Source organism: Falsibacillus pallidus (assembly GCF_003350505.1).
In the GTDB taxonomy this organism is placed as follows: domain Bacteria; phylum Bacillota; class Bacilli; order Bacillales; family DSM-25281; genus Falsibacillus; species Falsibacillus pallidus.
Genome location: NZ_QQAY01000008.1, coordinates 13,880 through 32,307, shown reverse-complemented (window position 1 = coordinate 32,307; position 18,428 = coordinate 13,880). Strand labels below are relative to the sequence as shown.

The 18,428-nt window shown below is 45.8% G+C and carries 16 protein-coding genes; 1 reads left to right on the top strand and 15 read right to left on the bottom strand.

All coding sequences use genetic code 11. The features are described from left to right. Positions 1-39: 39 nt before the first annotated feature. The 7 genes from mobB to DFR59_RS12720 all read right to left on the bottom strand — a co-directional run bounded on the left by mobB (position 40) and on the right by DFR59_RS12720 (position 8,506). Entirely contained in the window at positions 40-546 is a 507-nt protein-coding gene (gene mobB, locus DFR59_RS12750) for a molybdopterin-guanine dinucleotide biosynthesis protein B (protein ID WP_211318556.1), read from the bottom strand. Next, positions 516-1,796: a molybdopterin molybdotransferase MoeA gene (locus DFR59_RS12745; RefSeq protein ID WP_147278273.1), complete on the bottom strand. Its 1,281-nt coding sequence runs from the start codon at positions 1,794-1,796 to the stop codon at positions 516-518. The genes mobB and DFR59_RS12745 overlap by 31 nt, the downstream gene beginning before the upstream one ends. Before the next feature lies 1 nt (position 1,797). Next, positions 1,798-2,598 carry a formate dehydrogenase accessory sulfurtransferase FdhD gene (gene fdhD / locus DFR59_RS12740; protein ID WP_114746041.1) on the bottom strand — a complete coding sequence of 267 codons (801 nt, stop codon included), beginning with the start codon at positions 2,596-2,598 and terminating at the stop codon, positions 1,798-1,800. A gap of 223 nt (positions 2,599-2,821) precedes the next feature. Then, entirely contained in the window at positions 2,822-4,087 is a 1,266-nt protein-coding gene (locus DFR59_RS12735; RefSeq protein ID WP_114746040.1) for an L-lactate MFS transporter, read from the bottom strand. Between the two features lie 84 nt (positions 4,088-4,171). Continuing rightward, positions 4,172-4,720, bottom strand: a complete 549-nt coding sequence (locus DFR59_RS12730; RefSeq protein WP_114746039.1) for a helical membrane plugin domain-containing protein — start codon at positions 4,718-4,720, stop codon at positions 4,172-4,174. Next, complete coding sequence (gene fdhF, locus DFR59_RS12725; RefSeq protein ID WP_114746038.1) at positions 4,713-7,676, bottom strand: formate dehydrogenase subunit alpha; 2,964 nt, start codon at positions 7,674-7,676, stop codon at positions 4,713-4,715. Before fdhF ends, DFR59_RS12730 begins: the two co-directional genes overlap by 8 nt. 215 nt (positions 7,677-7,891) lie before the next feature. Then, positions 7,892-8,506: a PH domain-containing protein gene (locus DFR59_RS12720; protein ID WP_114746037.1), complete on the bottom strand. Its 615-nt coding sequence runs from the start codon at positions 8,504-8,506 to the stop codon at positions 7,892-7,894. A 181-nt stretch (positions 8,507-8,687) separates the two neighbouring features. Here DFR59_RS12720 and DFR59_RS12715 point away from each other — a divergent pair, with 181 nt between their 5' ends. Then, positions 8,688-9,806 carry an S-layer homology domain-containing protein gene (locus tag DFR59_RS12715; protein WP_114746036.1) on the top strand — a complete coding sequence of 373 codons (1,119 nt, stop codon included), beginning with the start codon at positions 8,688-8,690 and terminating at the stop codon, positions 9,804-9,806. 44 nt (positions 9,807-9,850) lie between these two features. On the opposite strand, the gene DFR59_RS12710 is transcribed toward DFR59_RS12715, so the two are convergent. The 8 genes from DFR59_RS12710 to DFR59_RS12670 all read right to left on the bottom strand — a co-directional run bounded on the left by DFR59_RS12710 (position 9,851) and on the right by DFR59_RS12670 (position 18,421). Beyond that, positions 9,851-11,464 (bottom strand): ABC transporter substrate-binding protein, encoded by a 1,614-nt coding sequence (locus DFR59_RS12710; RefSeq protein ID WP_245948483.1) that lies wholly within the window; start codon positions 11,462-11,464, stop codon positions 9,851-9,853. A 34-nt stretch (positions 11,465-11,498) separates the two neighbouring features. After that, on the bottom strand, positions 11,499-12,431 hold the full coding sequence (gene opp4C / locus DFR59_RS12705) for an oligopeptide ABC transporter permease (protein ID WP_425454709.1): 933 nt from the start codon (positions 12,429-12,431) through the stop codon (positions 11,499-11,501). Positions 12,432-12,447: 16 nt separating this feature from the next. Beyond that, positions 12,448-13,398: an ABC transporter permease gene (locus DFR59_RS12700; RefSeq protein WP_211318555.1), complete on the bottom strand. Its 951-nt coding sequence runs from the start codon at positions 13,396-13,398 to the stop codon at positions 12,448-12,450. 15 nt (positions 13,399-13,413) lie between these two features. Further along, the gene (locus DFR59_RS12695; protein ID WP_114746034.1) at positions 13,414-14,439 is read right to left on the bottom strand and encodes an ABC transporter ATP-binding protein; all 1,026 of its coding nucleotides are present in this window, start codon (positions 14,437-14,439) and stop codon (positions 13,414-13,416) included. Next, positions 14,436-15,452, bottom strand: a complete 1,017-nt coding sequence (locus DFR59_RS12690) for an ABC transporter ATP-binding protein (RefSeq protein WP_114746033.1) — start codon at positions 15,450-15,452, stop codon at positions 14,436-14,438. The genes DFR59_RS12695 and DFR59_RS12690 overlap by 4 nt, the downstream gene beginning before the upstream one ends. 30 nt (positions 15,453-15,482) lie before the next feature. Continuing rightward, positions 15,483-16,691, bottom strand: coding sequence for a M20 family metallopeptidase (locus DFR59_RS12685; protein WP_114746032.1), 1,209 nt, complete (start codon positions 16,689-16,691; stop codon positions 15,483-15,485). A gap of 583 nt (positions 16,692-17,274) precedes the next feature. Next, positions 17,275-17,796 (bottom strand): GNAT family N-acetyltransferase, encoded by a 522-nt coding sequence (locus tag DFR59_RS12675; RefSeq protein WP_158538381.1) that lies wholly within the window; start codon positions 17,794-17,796, stop codon positions 17,275-17,277. Then, positions 17,765-18,421: a VC0807 family protein gene (locus DFR59_RS12670; protein WP_114746029.1), complete on the bottom strand. Its 657-nt coding sequence runs from the start codon at positions 18,419-18,421 to the stop codon at positions 17,765-17,767. The genes DFR59_RS12675 and DFR59_RS12670 overlap by 32 nt, the downstream gene beginning before the upstream one ends. Positions 18,422-18,428: the final 7 nt, after the last annotated feature.

Below are 18,428 nucleotides of genomic sequence, written 5' to 3'. Positions count from 1 at the left end.
CGCTCAACTTCCCCCATTCCAAACAAAAAAATCCCCCTTTCACAAGAGGGATTCCATCAAATATTCCATATACTCCGCTTCCTGCTCCCGGGTATAGACCGGGATGCCGCCATCCACAATCTGCGCCTCCATTGAGATCACGCATTGGATGTTGGACAAATTCCGCAGTTCTTCCCAGTCCTCGGCACTCCTCACAAGCACTACTTTCGGATAGTCCTCTTTTTTATAGCCTTCCACCAAAAGCACATCCACCGAAAAGAACGCATAGAATTCCAGCCACTTCTCGAGATTCCATTCGGATACTCTGGCAGCGAGCTGGAGGACCCCGTCGCCCTCAACGCCTGATACCGCAGCACCCGCTTTAAATGTTCGGGTGCTGTCTTTTGAAGGCGTACCAATCTCAGGCTCCCCCCCATGTCCATGATGTTTGATGACTCCTGTTTCGAGTCCGGACTCGCTTAACCGCCGAATCAACTTTTCGATCAGCGTTGTTTTGCCGCTGTTTTGGTAGCCGACTATTTGTAGGATGCGACGATGTTTTCCCATGGCCACTCACTTCCGTTTTGGTCTTCTAGGAGAAGGATATCAACGAGCATCCCTTCCTGATAGCCCCTTGTCCCGCCTGGCAATACGATGAGCACGTCCGCAGAGGCAAGAGACGAAACGGCGCTTGATTTATCAAATCCCGATGGGGCTGCTGACAAGGTTCCAGCCTCGTCATACTGTAATGTTCCTCTTACGAACCTAGTGAAAGGATTCGCTTTGGAAAAGTCTAATGCCAGCCGCGCACGTGCTTTCCTTAAATGAGGGCGGGTATTGAAAAGATTTGTCCGCAAAACGGGCCGCACAAACAGTTCGAACCCGACATAGCAGGCCGATGGATTTCCGGATAATCCGAATAGGAGCTTTCCGTTTGACTGGGCAACGGTTGTGACACTGCCTGGACGCATGCCGATTTTATTGAATAGGACCTCTGCCCCCAGTTTTTCATAGATCGCCGGCAAATAATCGTAGTCTCCGACGGAAACGCCTCCGGTTGTGATGAGGATGTCCACTTTTTCCATAGCTTCTGCGACTGCTTTATAGCATTCTTCCAAGTTATCATCCAGTTTGCCAAGATAAATTGGCTTTCCGCCTGCCCTTTCGATTTGACCGAGGAGCATATAGGTGTTGCTGTTGCGGATCTTTCCGGGCTGCATGGGTTCATCTATATCCAATAGCTCGCTGCCTGTGGCGAGCACCCCGACCACCGGTTTTCTCGCAACGGGCACATTTTTATAGCCAAATGTCGCCAACAGCGCAACAATGCCTGCATTGATCAGTGTTCCTCTTTCTGCCAGGACTGTTCCTTTCTGTGTGTCCTCGCCTTTAAAGGAAATATTCTCACCCTTGATTAAAGAGCGCTTGATTTCGATGGATGAACCGATCTCTTTTGTCAATTCCAGCATGATGACGGCATTGCAGCCTTCCGGAATCTGTGCTCCTGTCATGATCCTTACTGCTTGATTGGGACCTACTGTTCCGTTAAAAACTGAACCTGCACCAATCTGCCCGATGACTTCAAATCGGCCAGGATTGCTGGAGCTTAAGCCATCAGTATCCTCTGCCCTTAAGGCGAATCCGTCATACGGGGAGCGGTCAAATGCCGGAACGTCATGATCTGCCATGAGCGGCTCTGCCAAATACCGGCCGCATGCATTTTCAATTTCGACGGTTTCTTTCTCTCCTGCCGCTGCATATTTCATCACTCTTTTTACCGCTTCTGAAACGGCAATGGGTGTTCTTTTTTCTACCAACTTAATTCCCCTCCCTGATGATCCGTTCTGGATGTGTATATATGTTCATCGAATTTCCCCTTATGAATCCCACAGTCGTAATCCCTAGTTCCTCCGCTTGCTCCAGAGCCAGTTCGGTTGGGGCGGACTTGGATAGGACGACTTCACATCCGATTTTAGCCACTTTTAATAAAATTTCAGAGGAAAGTCTTCCGCTGAATGCAATGATTTTTCCATCCATCCCTATTCCATTTTTCAGGCAGTAGCCATAAATTTTATCCAATGCGTTATGCCTGCCGATATCCATCCGGCTCAACAGGATGCCGGACTTATCGCATAGTGCCGCATTATGGACTCCGCCAGTCTGTTTGAACATGTCCGCTTGGGACTGCATATCTTTCATCAGGCGCAGACATTCATCCGGAGTAAGAAACACATTCTTCTCCTTCATGATCTTGGCAGTCCTTTTATCATTGACGAAAACAAATCCCTGCCTGCTCATTCCGCAGCAGGAAGTGACGTAGCGCTTATTCTGGAACTGCTGATAAAGGGGGTTGGGGTTGTTCGTCTTAATATGAATGAATCCTTTGTCCTCTTGTACCCAAATATCCTCAATTTCATTATAGCGGCGAATGACGCCTTCTGAAGCGAGGTACCCGACCGCCATGTCTTCTATGTATTCCGGTGTGCAGACCATGGTCACAAACTCTTCCCCATTGATTTTAATGGTTAAAGGATATTCAGTCACAATTCGATCGTCCATTTCGACTGCTTGTCCATTATCCACGCGAATGATTTTACGATTCACAGACGTCTGCTTCATGCTTGCACCTCCCACTTTCATTATGTATTAGAAAAGCGCAAGCGCCTTGGTCAGCCCCGACCTGCATAAGACGGAACTCGAAGGAAATCCTGATTTCCGTAGAGGTGCGGCTTATGACCTCGAGGGGCTAGGCGCTGGAGCTGGACAGATTTCACTCTGATTTTTTATACTTTCTTATCTCTTAAAAAAGGGACTCCCCGCGAATGGCAGCCCCTCTTTTTTATCAGTGATTCACTACTTCGGATGAGTGGTTATCCATTTTCATCCGGAGCTTTTTAATATTGACACGGATCAAGAGAGAAATGATCAGCGCAACGACAAATGCCGCTACAAAAATATAAAGGGTCAACGAATAGCTGTCAGTGGTTTCACGGATCCACGAAACAACCAGTGGTCCGACCAGCCCTGCTGCAGCCCATGCTGTAAGGATGTATCCATGAATCGCTCCAAGTTCCTTCGTGCCAAACAAGTCGCCGATATAGGCAGGAATGGATGCAAATCCACCTCCATAGCACGTTAAAATCACGAAGATGATGATTTGGAACAGCAAAGCATTTGTGACATTCGGAAGTAAAAGGAATGCGACAGTCTGAAGGATGAAAAAGATTGTATACACGTTCGGACGTCCGATATAGTCTGAAATGGAAGCCCATCCGATTCGGCCAAATCCATTGAAAAGCCCCATGATGCCGACCATCGTTGCGGCAGCCGCTGCACTAAGACCAGCGATATCCTGCGCCATCGGAGAAGCGACGGAAATCACGGCAATCCCACAGGTGACGTTGATGAAGAGCATGGCCCACAGCGCCCAGAATCGAATGGTTTTGACCGCTTCATTTGCGGTCAGCTGCGCCAAGTCTCCTGATGAGTTCTCTGCTTTCTTCTCATCCTCTTTCATTCCAGCAGGCATCCAGCCTTCTTCAGGAGGCGCCAAATAAAGGGATGAAAGGATCATGATGACGAAGTAGACAGCGCCAAGGAGGTAGAAGGTATTGCTGATGCCGACATTTGTAATCAGTTTGGCAATAATCGGACTGGCAATCAATGAAGCAAACCCAAATCCCATGATGGCGAGCCCGGTTGCCAAGCCGCGGCGATCCGGGAACCATTTGACGAGTGATGAAACCGGTGTGATGTACCCGATTCCAAGGCCGATTCCGCCAAGCATTCCATAGAAGAAATATAATAAATACAAAGACCCGATACTATCTGCAAAACCGGCGCCAATAAGGCCGATCCCGAAACAAAGGGATGCAATGATGCCCGATTTCCGCGGGCCGTATCGTTCAACAAAATGCCCCATGAATGCTGCAGAAAGACCAAGAAATAGGATAGCAATGCTGAATGTCAGCGATACAGCGCTCAAATCCCACCCATGCTTATCTTTCAGCGGGTTTGTGAAAACACTCCAGGAATATACAGAACCAATTGAAATGTGAATCCCCACGGCGGCGGCAGCAATCAGCCAGCGATTCTTCGTTTTCCCCATATTTGGTTTCCCTCTTTCCTTTGTCCGATTTTTCATTTTGACAAGCGGATGAAACGAATGTCCATCCGCTTGCCTCCCCTTAAATCAAACCTTGAACGTCTTTTCCTTGTTTTTCACTTGATCCCTTGTATCATTAGTGGTTTTTTCCATGTGTTCTGTTGCTTCTCCCATGCCTTTCAAGAAATTGAGCGCCATGGTGATTGTTCGATTGACCTCCGGATCCTTTAATGATTTGGCCAATTCAAAGTAGCTTGTTTTCTTCTCTTCCTTGTCTTTCACCTCAGAATTGACTCGGGCGATTCCTGCATTGATTTTCAGCAGCAGCGGCTCAAGATGCTTGACATCCAGAGTGCCAAGAACCCCGAACATAAGCAGTAGATTTTTGATTGTATTAGTATTTTCAGGTTTATCGACAGCGTGGACAAGAACATCAAGAACTTTATCCCCTTGGCCCAATAGACCTTGCAACATGGACAATATCCCTCTATCATGCATATGTCCAAGAATGTCGAGTGATTCCAATATGGCTGTCTTGTTTTTTATGAGGGCATCCTCGACTTCCCGCAAATCTTTCGTCCGCTTTTCCTCTTCGGTCATGACCATCTGCTGGATATTGGTGGTTGCTTTAGCCATGTTTCTTTTCCTCCTTCCGCACAAGGTCACCTGGGAATACATAGTCTTCCCTTGCCCATTTCTTCTGGACCTGCACGCCTAATTGCGGCTGAGGGTTTCCATAGCGGTGGTTGATTTTCGGAAGTGGATTGACTCCTTCCTGGCTTAAAATCTCAAGCTTCGCCTTTACCTCTTTATAAGCAGGGGTATCCGTATCTTTGTCGGCCTTGCTGCTTGTAAGAAGGTTGATGGCTGAATCGCCGGAATCGTTCATCGGCAGGTAAACTTCCTTGCCTTTCACCCGATCGGTGATATGGCATTTCACTTTCAGGTTTCCATAAGGAGTGGACAACCTTACTAGCGTTCCATCCTTCAAGCCCCTTTCCTTTGCAAGCTCTGGTGAAACTTCCAGGAAGGTGCTTGGCGTCTTTTCAGAGATCCCTTTGGATTTATAGGTTAAATTGCCTTCATGGAAATGCTCAAGAAGGCGTCCATTGTTGACATGGATATCATACTGCTCATCGAATTCCAGCGGCTCTGTCCAATCGACCGGATAAAGTTTCGCCCTTCCATCATCAAATGGGAAGTCTTCTGTGAAAAGAAGCGGCGTATCCCTTCCGTCCGATTCGACCGGCCAGCATAGGCTTTTATATCCTTCAAGCCTTTCATAATTGACTCCGGCAAAAAGAGGTGCAAGCTGCACAGCTTCTGCCATGATGTCGCTCGGGTGGCTGTAGTTCCAGTTGGCACCCATCCGGTTCGCGATTTCAGTCAGGATGACCCAGTCAGGCTTTGAATCCCCAAGCGGTTCAAACACTTGATACAAACGCTGGATCCTTCGCTCAGTATTTGTGAATGTCCCTTCTTTTTCAAGGCTCGGGCTTGCTGGCAGGACGACATCTGCAAATTGCGCAGTTCTTGAGAAGAAAATATCCTGAACCACGAAGAAATCCAGTTTTTCAAAAGCTTCATGGACAAAATTCAAGTTGGAATCTACAACGCCCATTTCTTCGCCTTTGACATACATGGCTTTCACATGTCCGTCATGGATGCCCTTGATCATTTCATGGTTATTCAATCCAGGTTCTGCCGGAAGCTTTACGCCCCAGCCGCGTTCATATTTCTCACGGACTTTATCATCCGCTACTTTTTCATAGGATGGGAACTGGTTCGGCATGCTGCCAAAATCGCTTGCCCCTTGGACATTGTTATGCCCGCGAAGAGGATACGCACCTGCTCCCGGTCTTCCATAGTTTCCTGTCACAAGAAGGAGATTGGAAATGGCGGTGCTTGTGTCGCTTCCGCCAAGATGCTGAGTGACCCCCATGGCCCACAGAATGCATGTGCCATCTGCTTCATGGATCGTCTCTGCGATCTGGATCAATGTCTCCTGGCTGATGCCTGTCGCCTTTTCTGCATATTCCAATGTGAATTTTTCCAAGTTGGATTTGTACTCTTCAAAACCATTTACGCGGTTCCGGATAAATGATGCATCCGCCCATCCCTGGTCGATGATATATTTGGTGACAGCGGAAAGCCAGACGATGTCGGAGCCCGGTTTCGGCTGTATGAATAAATCCGAACGCTCGGCCATTTCATGTTTGCGGATATCCGCCACGATCAGCTTCTGACCACGCAGTTTATGGGATCTTTTCACTCTCGTTGCCAGCACCGGATGGGATTCAGATGTATTTGACCCGACAACTAAAATTAGGCCGGCGTTTTCAATATCCTTGATGGTGCCGGCGTCCCCGCCATATCCGACGGTTCGTGAAAGGCCCATCGTCGCAGGGGTCTGACAGTAGCGGGAACAGTTGTCGATATTGTTCGTACCGATGACAGCCCTTGCCAGCTTCTGCATTAAATAGGATTCCTCGTTGGTACACTTGGAGGAGCTGATGAATGTAAGCGCATCCGGTCCATGCTCTTTTTTGATTTCGTTAAACTTACTGGAGATTAGGGTTAAGGCTTCATCCCACTCTGCTTCCCTGAACGTATCCCCTTCACGGATCAACGGCTTGGTCAGGCGTTCTTCACTGTTGACGAAATCCCAGCCGAATTTCCCTTTGACACATGTTGAAATTCCATTGGCAGGCGAATCCTGCTGAGGTTCTACTTTCAAAATTTCGCGTCCCTTTGTCCAAACATCGAAGGAACAGCCAACCCCGCAGAATGTACAAACGGTCTTCGTTTTCTTGATTCTTTCTTCCCTCATGACCGATTCCATATCTGAAATGGTCAAAATGGAGCCATAACCGGTTTCTACATTTTTGGTTATTTCAATCATAGGTCTGAGGGTCTTTTTAGCGATGCCGGTCAGATAGCCGGTTTCCCCTACCATTCCTTTTTCCATCATGGCATTGCAAGGACAGACAGTGGAGCAGTGTCCGCAAGAAACGCAAGAAGATTCATTGATTGGCACATTGTTATCCCAAATGACACGCGGCCTCTCAAGACTCCAATCGATGGATAAAGTTTCTGTCACCTGGACATCCTGGCATGCCTCAACACAGCGCCCGCAAAGGATGCACTGGTCCGGATCGTACCGGTAAAATGGATTGGAGTTGTCTTCAGGATAAGGCTTCTGTGAAAACGGGATGGTCTGGTGATTCACGTGCATTTCCCTTACAGCATTATGGACTTCGCAGGAACCATTGTTGTAGTCGCAGACAGTGCAATAAAGCTCATGATTTCCGAGGATCCTGTTGATCCCAATCATCTGGGCTTCTTTTACTTCATCAGAAATCGTGTCCACCATATCTCCATCCTTAAGTTTGGTGGAGCAGGCACGGACAAATTCGCCATTTACCCTCACTAAACACGTATCGCAGGTTTCGATGGGGCCAAGGCTGGGATGATAGCATACGTGAGGCACTTCAACGGAGCTTCCGTTTACAAGGTCGAGGATTGTTTGATCCCCTGCCGCTTCAATATCCGCTCCATTTAATTTGATATGTAATAAGTCAGACAAGATCATACCCCTTTCTGTACTTTTTTAAAATTCAGACGCTATTCAACATGATACCCTCTCACTAAAAGGAGTAAACGCTATACATGTTTCAAACATGGCATATTTATGCAATTCGTTGTCTCCTTCTTTTTTCCTGCAAAACCGCTTTCATATTTTTAAAGAACCCAACCATTACACACATAAAAAGACCCGCCTAAACGGCGAGCCTTCTCGATTGCAAATTAGTTATTAATATATTTTTCATAGACGCTTCCAAAATCTTTTTCGTGGTACTGTTCACGGACGGAAGTCATCCAGGTGAAGCCGAAATCTGTAAGGTTTTTATATGTGTCAGAAAGGTTCTGGTCATCTGTACGGGAGTTTTGCAAAATAGAGACTGCTTTGTCCAGGCTCTGCGCTGCCATATCCATATGGATGCTGTTTTCATGTGTGATCTCTGCGATTCTAAGTAGAGATTTGTACAAATCCTTCAATTGTTCGATTTGGTCTTTGCGGACATCAATGTCAAACTTCTCGTTTCCAACCATGAATTTGATTTCAACGTCCATATCGATTTTTCCGGCAGTCTCAAGCAGGACATGGGAAATCTTATATTGGGAATATGGATATCTCTTCAATGTCCGCTTGGAGGATACGGCGCTTTCCCCGTCTACATGGATGATGGCAAGATTGGTAAAGCAGTATTCATCTGCTTTTGTTTTAATCAAGAAGTAAATTTTTTCATCATCTTCATGCATCACATAGTCGTCTGCATCTGTTTTGTCATAATCCGCAGGTGAGATGATTGTCCCGATATCAGAGAGTCCCAGTGCATCGGCAGCGATTTTTTTAAACATATGTATCTTCCTTTCTATTTCCATCTTTTCACTTATTATAGCAAAAATCTTCTAGAAATTGACTACATATTTAATAGAAAAAACTCATTATTTTCCCACTAATATCCACTTGTAACATTTTTAACAAACCATATAATTAAGTTTGGATTTAGTCCATATATATTGAGGGGAGTCACACAGATTGAAGAAATTTTTTATGTTGCTAGTCCTTGCACTGGCGGTAATCTCTGCACCATTTGCGACTGCATCTGCGGCGCAGAAAACATGGGATATGTATATCCCGGAAGATTTAGACTACGATTATTGGGCATATGACGAATTGGATGATTTCATTAATGCCGGCATCATCGATGGCCAGGTCGTAACTGAGTATGACAACGAGTTGGACGAAGAATTCTCCTATGTTTATATTAAACCGGAAGATTCTATTACTAGAGCGCAATTCACTAAAATACTAGTCAATGCTTTAGGGTTGAAAATGGACGGGACTGCTAAGACATTTTCCGATGTGAAGAAGACTGACTGGTCTTTCCCATATATCCAAACTGCAAGTTCTTTAGGAATTGTAAACGGGAAACTTGACGGTACTTTTGCGCCTAACGCAAAAATCACACGCGATCAAGCAGCCGCTATGATTTACCGTGCATTCCAAAATAATATTCAATTCAAGTCTAACGGAATCGCATTCAAAGATGTGACAAAAGACAATTTCGCCTATGATGCTATCAATAAGACATCTGCAAACGGGATTGTTAAAGGGTATGGGGAACTATTCAAGCCCCACACATTTGCGACACGTGCGCAGGCAATGGTCATGATCCATCGTGCATTGCAGCAGGAAAGTGTTGATAAACCAGCAGATTCTGCTTTAATGGATGTTGTGTCAAAACTTAATAATGATGAAATCACTTATTTGAACGCTCTGGATAAAGCAAAATTAACAGATTTATATAATCAAACTACAACTGACTATCAATTTGCAATGTCGCAGGATAACGTTGATATGGTAGATGCCTATAATACTGAAGATGGTTCTTCATTAAAAATAGAAATCATTAAACCATTCACATTGACAGTCCTTTCTTCCAGCACACATTTTGCAAAAGTTCACGTGAATGATTTCCAATACAAAGTGACAAGCACTTTCCCTGATGGAAACTTCTCCTTGAACGTAAACGGCTCGAACACTGCCTACCTAAAGAAAACAGAAGATGGCAGCTGGAAAGTCTACAACGTCGTTATGGATGACGAGCAAGAAGAAACACTCGCTGACGAAGCGGCATCAATTTCACAAAACTAAGCAAAAGAGAAGGCTAATTCGCCTTCTCTTTTGCTATTACTCTATTATTTCGCCCCTGCAACGGACCAGTCCACTATATCCTTATGGAAGCCGAATACGCGCGGCTCTCCTTTTTTCACTTGTTTGGAAATGGCATCAAAGTCGTCATCAGAGTAAAGCGTGATGATCGGCATATCTTCATCCCAGATTTTCTGCAGTTCTGAGTAGATTTCCTTCCGTTTATCAGGATCTGGTTCAGACTTCCCTTTCAATAGAAGTTCATCAACTTTTGGGTTGCTGTATTTCATATAGTTATAGGCACCGGAGCTGCTGTACAGAGAAGAGATTTCCGGGTCAAGTGTAAATGTAAAGCCCATTAATAGCAGATCGTAATCTCCGGCCTTTCCTTTTTGCATGATGGTCGGGAAGTCGTAAGTAGTCGTCTTCACCTTCACCCCTGCTGCCTTTAGGTTTTCACTGATGATATCGGCTGATTGTTCACGTACTTTGTTGCCGATCGGCACCACGAGCTGAAGCGTCTTGTCGAAGTCCCATCCGGCATCCTTCAGCATCTGCTTCGCTTTTTCAGGATCATAGCTAAACCCTTTCAAATCCTTGTCCAAGTAAGGGCTGACGGAAGTATATGGTCCATCGACCACTTCGCCGTATCCTTTTAATAGCTTGTCTACGATTTTCTGTCGATCAAGTGCATAGACCAATGCCTGGCGGACTTTTGCATCCTTGATTTTCTCCGTATTGAACATCATTGTCTGGAATCCGATGGTCTTTTCAGATTTCGTTCTGACATTATCAAGCTTTTCGACCCTTTTGTAATCCTGCGGCGGAATCTTTCCGATGCCGATCCCCACGTTCATATGGAGCTCCCCTGTTTGAAGCTGAGCTGCCAGATTAGGTGCCGGCATGATTTTCACATATAAGTTCTCAAGCTTTGGTTTGCCTCCGTAGTAATCAGGATTTGCTTTTAGCTGGACATCCTGATTTTTCTTGTATTCTACAAAAGTAAATGGTCCGTTGGTGACATCAGGCTTCAAGAAAAAAGAGTCTTTCGCTAAGTCTTCCGGCTTCACTTTACTTAAAACATGTTTAGGCAAAATCAAGAACTTGGTCCCCAGCTGCTCCTTGATCATATTGGGATCCACTGGCGCTTTTGTTTTGAATTGAAGCGTTTTATCATCAACGACCTTCACGGAAGGGATTTCTGTCTGCCCATCCTTGAGCTTCCCATTGTCGTCAAGCCCATCGAGCATCGATAAATAGCTTCCTACTGTCGTTTCCACTTTCGGATTGGCCACCATATTGAATGTGTAGGCCGCATCCTCTGCAGTGACCGGTTTTCCATCCGACCATTTGGCATCTGGATCCAGTTTAATCGTAAAGGTTTGATTATCAGTGGTTTCAAAGGATTTCGCGAGCTTTGGAACAAAGTTTTGCGGCCCGTCCATTTCAAGAAATGAATCAAACATAAATTTTTCAATGAAGGATGAGGCCACATCAGGTGAATTGATGGTGCTGAAATTGACCGGAGGATTAACCATCCCTAAAAACATCGTCTTGCTTCCTCCGCCGTTCGCTGTTCCTCCTGTTCCCGCGCTGCTGCAGGCACCAAGTAATAAAAAGGATGCAGCGGCACAAACCTTCGCCATGTTCTTAATTTTCATCTTCATTTCCCCCTCGCTCACAATTTGAAATTTTCTATTTTAAACTTTTCGGATCCATGGCATCCCTCAGTCCATCTCCCATAAAATTGATGGATAGAACAGACAAGAGGATCATCATGCCTGGCGGGATCCAAAGCCACGGCTGCGACGCAAGCACTGTCAACGATTGAGCTTCAGTCAGCATATTCCCCCAGCTTGCTGTCGGCGGCTGCACGCCCATTCCAAGAAAACTTAAAGAAGCTTCCATGATGATGGCAGATGCAATCCCAAATGTCGCATTGACTAAAATCGGTGCTAAACAATTTGGAAGGATATGCTGAAAAATGACCTTTGGCGCGGAATATCCCAATGCCACCCCAGCTTTGATATAGTCCAGCTCTTTAATGGAAAGGACGCTCCCCCTGACGATGCGGGCAATTGGCGGCCAACCGAGCAGGCCAAGTACTACAATGATATTAAATAAACTCGGCCCCATAATGCTGACTAGGACAAGGATGACCATCAAATACGGAAACGACATGAAAACATCCGTGATCCTCATGATGATCATATCGACTGCTTTTCCAAAATAGCCGGCAGCAGCACCGAGGATGGTTCCGATGACGGTATAGATGGCGACTGCTCCGAGCCCCACTGAAAGGGATATTCGGGAGGCGTAGATCAGCCTGCTCAATAGATCCCTTCCCACCTGGTCCGTTCCAAGCAAATGCGCTTTGGAAGGCGGCGCCGCGAATTCATCTGCGATGGAATAAGGACTTTTCGGCGCTATCCAAGGGGCGAAGACGGCCATGAGGATGATAAGTGAAAAGATGACCAAGCCCGCCACCGCAAGCTTGTGCTTCAGGAATTTTTTCAGGATGACCTTTAGGTAGCTCTCCTCCTGTCCTAATTCTTCATGGAGATTGAAGGCAGCGCCTTTTTGATAAGAGGCGGCTTCATTTTCCATTTTCACATTGGCAATCGGCAAATGGATCCCCTCCTTCTTAATGGTATTTGATTCTCGGATCAGCTACTGAATATAAGATATCTGTAATCAAATTGGATGAAAGGACTGTAATGGCAGCAATGAAATTCAGGGCCATCAAGGTCGGATAGTCCCTGGATGAGATGGATTGAATGGTAAGCTGACCAAGCCCCGGCCATTGGAATATCTGTTCTGTGACAACGGCTCCTCCAATCAAGAGCGGGATATCGATTCCGATGATGGTGATGATGGGAATAAGTGCATTTCTTAGAGCATGCTTATTGACTACAATGAATTCCTTGAGTCCCTTGGCACGTGCCGTCCTAAGAAAATCATGCCCCAGAATTTCGAGCAGGCTTGACCGGACATACCGGACCATATTGCCTGCTATCCCGGTTCCGAGTACTAGAGCAGGGAGAATGAGGTGGCTAAACGTATCGGCAAATCCCCCTGGGCCTCCCAATGTATTCATGCCCCCCGTGGGAACAAGATGAAAGATGATGGCGAACACATAAATGGCACCGAGCCCCAAAAAGAAGTGGGGGATGGAAATGCCTAAAAATGAAAATGAGGTAGTTAAGTAGTCCACCCAGGAATATTGCTTAGTTGCACTGATGATTCCGATGGGAATAGCAATGAGATAGGCGATGAGAAGCGCGGTCCCCATCAGCATGATCGTTGGAATCAGCCTCTCACCTATAAGTCCCATGACAGGCTCATGTGTGCTGTAGGAAAATCCAAAATCCCCTCTTACCAGATTCTCAAGCCATCTGATGTATTGAACGTAGATCGGATCATTCAATCCAAGCGCTTCTTTTTTCAGCGCGATATCAGCCGCGGTCGCATCCGGGTTCAACTGCATCTCAACAGGGTTTCCCGGTGCCAGATTAACAATAAAAAAACTGAAGATCGTTACGCCAAAAAGTACTGGAACAGCGATGAGCAAACGACGAACAATGTATTGAAACACGATGATCCCCTCCTCTTAGCTAATGGGTGAATGCGGAAAGTGGCAGGCAGCCATATGTCCTTCACCGCTCAACACAGGGGCTTCAACCTTGCAAATTTCCTGTGCGATCGGACATCTGGTATGGAAGCTGCAGCCTTTTGGAGGATTGGCCGGATTCGGGACATCCCCCTGTACGATGATTCTCTCCCGTCCACGAAGGTGCGGATTGGGAATCGGATAGGCACTCAAGAGGACTTTTGTATATGGATGCTTCGGATTTTTAAAAATGTCCTCTGTCTTCGCAATTTCCACAATCTTTCCGAGATACATGACGGCGATCCGGTCGCTGATATATTTCACGGCTCCCAATCCATGGGCAATGAATAAATAGGTTAATTGAAACTCTTTCTGTAAATCTTTCAATAGATTAAGGACTTGGGCCTGGATGGATACATCAAGGGCTGAGACCGGCTCGTCGCAGACAATCAATTTAGGATTTAAGATCAAGGCTCTCGCAATGCCGATCCGCTGTCGCTGCCCCCCAGAGAATTCATGAGGATACCGGCTTCGGTAAAACTTCGTCAATCCAACGATCTCTAGCATTTCATCGGCTTTTTTATAAGCTTCTTTTTTATCTGCCAGTTTGTGTGCGATCAGCGGCTCTGCCAGCAGATCCCCGATCCGTTTTCGTGGATTAAGGGAAGAATACGGATCTTGAAAAATAATCTGCATTTGGGTCCGCATTTTCCGCATTTCCGAGTGAGACAGCCCGGATAGGTCGGTCCCTTCAAAAAGGACGCTCCCCTCAGTCTGTGGGTCCAATTGAACGATAGCTTGTCCAGTTGTGGATTTTCCGCATCCCGATTCCCCTACGAGCGCCAGCGTTTCACCTGGAAAGATGGAAAAATCCAAGCCATCTACCGCTTTGACATGTCCGACAGTCCTCGAAATAATCCCTTTTTTGATAGGGAAGTATTTTTTAAGGTTACGCACCTCGATCAATGGGGAATCTGGTTCTCTATGAATATTCAATTGATTGTTTTCTTTTGAAATGGCGTTCATGCAAGCACCTCCCTTTTTCCTGCGTTAGAATCATGCTGCTGATCTTCATAAAGCCAGCATCTGACTTGATGGGAGCTGTCATTGATAGGCAAAAGCGGCGGCCTTTCACTTGTACATTTCTTCAATGCGTAAGGGCACCTGGAATGGAAGCGGCAGCCCTTGGGCATCTGATTCAAGGAAGGCACCGTACCGGGAATGGAAGCAAGACGCGTGTGCTGGTCATGCTCCAAATGGGGAATGGATTTCATAAGCCCCTTTGTATAAGGATGCTTCGGATGGTCAAACAAAGTATAAACATCTGCCTCTTCAACTACTTGCCCCGCATACATGACAAGCACCTTATCAGCCATCTCGGCAATGACCCCCAAATCGTGGGAAATGATCATGGTCGCCGTGTTGTATTCATCTTTAATTTTCTTCATAAGCTCCAATATTTGAGCCTGTATCGTTACATCTAACGCTGTTGTCGGTTCATCCGCAATCAGAAGCTTCGGATTGCAGGATAAGGCCATGGCAATCATCACCCTCTGCCTCATCCCGCCGGATAATTTATGTGGGTACTCATCCACAATGGCTTCAGGCCGCGGGATCCCGACTTTTTGAAGCATGGACACGGCATATTTCTTCGCCTCTTTTTTTGATAGCTTCATATGGAGCACAATCTGTTCAATCATTTGATTCCCGATTGTGAAGACGGGATTCAGGGATGTCATCGGCTCCTGGAAAATCATTGAAATGTCATTTCCGCGGATCTTTCTCATTTGAGATTCAGGAAGCGTAGCCAGGTCCACGCCTTCGAGCTTGATGTTCCCTTGTTTGATATAGCCAGAGCTTCCCAAAAGCCTCATGACAGATAGCGAAGTGACGCTTTTGCCGCATCCTGATTCCCCTACAATCCCGATTGTTTCACCAGGCATGAGACGGAATGTCACTTCTTCTACAGCAACCGCTTCACCCTTATCATTTTTAAAAGCCGTTTGAAGCTGGTTGACTTCCAGCAAAACATCTTTCAATATCCTTCACCTCCAGTTGATTTTGAACCATTAGACAGATGAGGCAAGAAGCGGCTCTTCCGCTTTTTCAGCCAAGTAATGGTGGACGATGCTCAGGAATGCTTTCCCAGCATAGATCATCCCTTTTTCATCAATATCAAATTTAGGATGGTGGTGCGGTGCAGATGCTCCAATCTCTGCATTTTGAGCCCCCGTAAAGAAGAACATCCCAGGCTTCTCTTTCAAGTAGTAGGCAAAATCTTCTCCTCCCATCAGGGCTGGCATTTCTTGAATGGTCTTCGAATCGACGGTTTTCTCCACAACGGATTTAAACATTTCCGTTTCCTGTTCGTGGTTGTATACGGCAGGATAGCCGCGGGAGTAAACAACTTCGCATTCTGCATGATAGGATTGGCAAAGCCCATTGGCGATGTTTCGAATTTCCTGCTCCATGTGCTGCCTTACTTCTTCATCAAATGTTCGGAAGGTACCCTGGATCACAGCTGAATCTGCAATGACGTTCAGTGCCTGCCCCGCATGGAAGGAACCGACTGACAATACCGCTGATTTCTGGGGATCCACTTGTCTGCTTACTATGTACTGCAATTGATTGACCAGCTGGCATCCAATGGCGAGGGCATCGACCGTTTCATGAGGGGATGCTCCATGTCCGCCCCTCCCTTGAATTTTGATTACAAAGGAATCAGCTGCTGCCATGGTGTAGCCTTTACGGTATAAATATGTACCTGTTGGGGCTCTTGAGGAAAGATGCGTCCCAAAAACATAGTCAACTCCATCCAGGCATCCATCTTCAATCATGGCAATGGCTCCTCCTGGTGCGAGCTCCTCTGCATGCTGATGAATCAGTACAACATTTCCAGCCAGCTCACTTCGATTGCGGCTGAGCACTTTTGCTGCTGCGAGCAGGGTCGCCGTATGTCCATCATGTCCGCACGCATGCATCACTCCAGGGACAGCGGATTTATATGGAACGTCCTTTTCATCCTGGATCGGAAGGGCATCAAAATCAGCCCTTAAAGCAATGGTCTTTCCCGGCTTCGCTCCTTTTATCAGCCCGACTACGCCCCTTCTTCCTACTCCTGTCCTGACTTCGACCCCGAAGCTTTCGAGTAATGAAGCAATCATTTTCGGTGTTTCCACCTCTTGAAACGAAAGCTCTGGATGCTGATGAAAATGCCTTCTCCATCCAACCATTTCGCTATACATTTCTTCCAGTTCTGAATGCCATTTCTGCACCATTGTGATCCCCCATTGTTCATTTTCGGATCATGCAAATCGTTGTCGGATTTCTTGGAGCAAAATTTACTCATGCATGAATATGAAATTTTTAAATATTTTTATTATTCTGAGTATACTGAATGTAAAAATGCCGGTCAACACGGTTTTTGGTTATCCGAATGAAATTCGCTGCTTAAAAAGTGTCGAAAATCCAGTGGACAAGCCAAAGAAAACGATTGCAAAAATTATTTCCATTTCCGAAAAACCAACGGAAAACCGCGTATAATAGGACTATTTTATTACGTGAATATAGTTATAGTTATTTTAGTAATATTTTCCTATAATGATTTTACACTTTACATAATAAGTTCGTTTTGTGAAATACTAGCTGGGGACCAAGCATCGGAAAGATGTGATTAAATTTAAATTTATGAATAGTTATGAATAATTATTCAAAACACATTATCAAACACATACTTCCCGCCTGATTCCAATTGACTATTTTGCGGGTAAAATACCGAAAGTGACACTACAGGTGACAGTCACGCCCCGATTTTTGTCGAATAAAAAAGAACCAGCTGAATGCTGATTCCTAAACTTGATTTTATGAAGGCTTCCTCGCTTGGAAACTCAGTGTTTTTTCATAACAAAGATACGGTTGTTTTCTCATGGGATATTGAATTTGCCCCCTGTACACATAGCCTGCTTTTTCATATAATCGGACGGCTCCCGGATTGGCGGAATAGACATCCAGCCGCAGGCAATCATGACCTTTTTGCTGCGCAAACTTCTCTGCAAAAACCAGTAGCCGCTTCCCAAGACCCTGTCCTTGATAATCGGGGTGGACTGCGAGCCGATGGATCCAGGCAGCACTTCCTTTTATCTGCCAGTCGATATGATCATGTTTCTTGCTTCCGCGGTCTTCCAGCACAATGATTCCGATTAATTTCCCATCGTTTTTCATACCATACATCTGACTTCGCTTCAGGTCTCCCTCGATTAAAAATCGATTTGGGTAAAAGAAGTCCCACTGGTCGATTCCATTTAATTTAAGGTCTTTGGTGACTTCGGAAAACAATGTTAACACATCCTTCTTATCCTCTCGGGACAGTGGCTGTATTTCCAAAACCCCCACCTCCATTGAACCGGTCTGCTTTTATTCTCTCAAGTTTAACCCTCGATTTTTTTCGGTAAAAAATCGTCCATAGTATGGCCGCGCCGATGAAACCGTAGAAGACAACGTTTGAAACAGCCAAGTAGACAGCCGTGGATAAGCTGTAGACAAGTATTACGCGTACTGCCGCCTCACAAAGCAGGATAAGCCCCCAGACCATAGTCATCGTCCTCATGACAAATCGGAAATAGGGGTACTGCCAGTTTTCATGAAAAAGCTCTTCCCCTAAAAAACGTGAACCTAAACTGAACATCAATGGCTTCTTCCTTAATAGTGAACCGATAAAAAGGACGCCAACAGATGCCGTAATCAAGGATTCCCTGATCAGGATGATTTTTTCATTCCCTCCCAATAGAACTAGCCCAATGGTCAATACAAGGGTGAACAGCATTAATCCGCCGAATACATCGATTTTTCTATGTTTGGCTAAATGCACCACGTTGTCGACTAAAGGAGCAAGTGCAGCAATGGATAGAGCTTCCACACTGCTCATATAGTTCGACAGGGTGACATATAGAATCCAGGGGATCAGCCCGTTGACCACAAGCGTGAAAATCACGTATTTTCGTTTGCTCATCTTCCTT